Annotated in this window: 2 protein-coding genes; both read left to right on the top strand. The window is 75.5% G+C overall.

Going from position 1 to position 3,035, the window contains the following annotated elements:
• Positions 1–213 precede the first annotated feature (213 nt).
• On the top strand, positions 214–1,629 hold the full coding sequence (gene hpnE, locus AB4039_RS41830; RefSeq protein WP_266843845.1) for a hydroxysqualene dehydroxylase HpnE: 1,416 nt from the start codon (positions 214–216) through the stop codon (positions 1,627–1,629).
• 56 nt (positions 1,630–1,685) lie between these two features.
• Positions 1,686–2,780, top strand: a complete 1,095-nt coding sequence (locus AB4039_RS41825; protein WP_371675713.1) for a polyprenyl synthetase family protein — start codon at positions 1,686–1,688, stop codon at positions 2,778–2,780.
• Positions 2,781–3,035 lie beyond the last annotated feature (255 nt).

The following is a 3,035-nucleotide window of genomic DNA, read 5'->3' as shown; positions in this document are numbered from 1 at the left end:
GCCCCGGGCCGCCCGCACGGCCGGCGACCGCCCGGCCGCCCGGCGGACCGCGGCACGCCCCGCGGCGGATCCGGCCGACCGCCGGGCAACCCCGGCAGCCGCCGCGGCGTCTCTCCGGGCGGGCGAAGGCCGTGGTCCGCGCCGGACCGCGGCGCACCGAGGCATGCCCGCCCCCACCGCCCGCCAGGGCCACCGCACCACGGGGGAGGACGCATGAGCACGGCCGACCGGAGCGCGCCGCGAGGCGCCGGCCAGGACACCGACCGGCATGCCGTCGTCGTCGGCGGCGGACTCGCCGGAGTCACCGCCGCGCTCCGGCTCGCCGACGCCGGACTGCGGGTCACCCTGCTCGAAAGCCGCCCCCGGCTCGGCGGCCTCGCGTTCTCCTTCAAGCGCGGCGAGCTGACCGTCGACAACGGCCAGCACGTCTACCTCCGCTGCTGCACGGCCTACCGGTGGTTCCTGGACCGCGTCGGCGGCGCGGACCTCGCCCCGGTCCAGGACCGGCTCGACGTCCCCGTCCTCGACGTCGCCCACCCCCGGGGACCCCGCCTGGGCCGACTGCGCCGCAGCGCCCTGCCCGTCCCCCTGCACCTGGCGGCCTCCCTGGCCACCTACCCGCACCTCTCGCTCGCCGAGCGGGTGAGCGTGGGACGCGCCGCCCTCGCCCTGCGCCGCCTCGACCCGGCCGACCCGGCGCTCGACGGCCTGGACTTCGCTACCTGGCTCGCCCGCTACGGCCAGTCCCCGCGCACCGTCGAGGCCCTCTGGGACCTCGTCGGCATCGCCACCCTCAACGCCACCGCCGGCCAGTCCTCGCTGGGCCTGGCCGCCATGGTCTTCAAGACCGGCCTGCTCTCCGAGAACGGCGCCGCCGACATCGGCTGGGCCCGCGTCCCGCTCGGCGACCTCCACGACACCCTCGCCCGCAAGGCCCTCGACGCGGCCGACGTGCGCACCGAACTGCGCACCCGGGTCACCTGCGTCTCCCGTACGGACGACGGGAACTGGCGGGTCGACACCGAGGAGGAGTCCCTCGCGGCGGGCACCGTCGTCCTCGCCGTCCCGCAGCGCGAGGCCCACGGGCTGCTCCCGCCCGGGGCGCTGGCCGACCCGGACAAGCTCCTCGACATCGGCACCGCGCCGATCCTCAACGTCCACGTCGTCTACGACCGCAAGGTGCTCAGGCAGCCCTTCTTCGCGGCCCTGGGCTCCCCCGTCCAGTGGGTCTTCGACCGCACCGACGCCTCCGGCCTCACCGACGGCGGCCAGTACCTGGCCCTGTCCCAGTCGGTGGCCCAGGACGACATCGACGAACCGGTGTCCGTCCTGCGCGCCAAGTACCTGCCGGAGCTGGAGCGGCTGCTGCCCGCCGCCCGCGGCGCGAAGGTGCGCGACTTCTTCGTCACCCGGGAACGCACCGCCACCTTCGCCCCGAGTCCGGGCGTCGGCCGGCTGCGCCCCGGCAACCGGACCGACACGCCGGGCCTCTATCTCGCCGGTGCGTGGACCGCCACCGGCTGGCCCGCGACCATGGAGAGCGCGGTCCGCAGCGGCACCGGTGCGGCACGGGCGGCACTCAGCGCCCTGGGCCGCCCCGCCGGACGTCCTCCGTGGGAGGCGGCATGAAGACCACGACCACCAGCACAACCGGCACAGCACGTACAGGAACCAGAGGAGAGCCAGTGAACCCGGGGAACCCGGCTGTCGAGAACACGGCTGCCAGTGTGGGCACGGCCGGCGGGGAGCAGGCGGACACGCTCGCCCTCCTGGAACGCGGCCGCACGCTGTCGACCCCCGTGCTCCGCGCCGCCGTAGACCGGCTCGCGGCGCCCATGGACACGGTCGCCGCCTACCACTTCGGCTGGATCGACGCCCAGGGCAACCCGGCGGACGGCGACGGGGGCAAGGCCGTCCGGCCCGCCCTCGCCCTGCTCTCCGCCGAGGCCGCCGGTGCCTCCGCGGAGGTCGGCATCCCGGGCGCCGTCGCCGTGGAGCTCGTCCACAACTTCTCGCTGCTGCACGACGACCTGATGGACGGCGACGAACAGCGCCGCCACCGCGACACGGTATGGAAGGTCCACGGGCCGGCGCTGGCGATCCTCGTCGGCGACGCCCTCTTCGCCCTCGCCAACGAGGTCCTGCTGGAGCTGGGCACCGTCGAGGCGGGCCGCGCGGCCCGCCGTCTGACCACCGCCAGCCGCAAGCTCATCGACGGCCAGGCCCAGGACATCTCCTACGAGCACCGCGAGAGCGTCAGCGTCGAGGAGTGCCTGGAGATGGAGGGCAACAAGACGGGCGCCCTGCTCGCCTGCGCGGTCTCCATCGGCGCCGTCCTGGGCGGCGCCGACGACCGCACCGCGGACAAGCTGGAGGAGTACGGCTACCACCTCGGCCTCGCCTTCCAGGCCGTCGACGACCTCCTCGGCATCTGGGGCGACCCCGACGCCACCGGCAAGCAGACCTGGAGCGACCTGCGCCAGCGCAAGAAGTCCCTGCCGGTGGTCGCCGCCCTCGCGGCCGGCGGTCCCGCCTGCGAGGAACTCGCGCAGCTGCTCGCCGCCGACGCCAAGAGCAACGACTTCGAGAACTTCTCCGAGGAGGAGTTCGCCCACCGCGCCGCGCTCATCGAGGCGGCGGGCGGCCGTCAGTGGACCGCCGACGAGGCCCGGCGCCAGCACGCGGTGGCGATCCGCGCCCTGGACGACGTGAACATGCCGCAGCGGGTACGGGACCAGCTCGTCGCCCTCGCCGACTTCGTCGTCGTGCGCAAGAGGTGATCGCCACCCGGCAGCGGATATGAAGCGCGAGTCGCCGGCCGGCGCCGCCACCTGCTAGCACGCTCCGGCCGACGGCAGACCCCAGCACAGCAGAGGACACTGTTCTAAGGGGAAGCCATGACAGCGACGACCGACGGCGCCGGTGCGATGGCCCGCGGTGCGGATCCGGAACACGAGGACGGGACGGCCGCGACGGCCGCCCCGGCGCCCCCCGCGCCGACCGGCGAGCCCGCGGGGCCKCCCGGCGCCCGGGGC

The organism is Streptomyces sp. M-16, from assembly GCF_052114405.1.
Classification (GTDB): domain Bacteria; phylum Actinomycetota; class Actinomycetes; order Streptomycetales; family Streptomycetaceae; genus Streptomyces.
The sequence above is the reverse complement of the archived record's forward strand: the minus strand, read 5'-3'. Positions and strand labels throughout refer to the sequence as shown.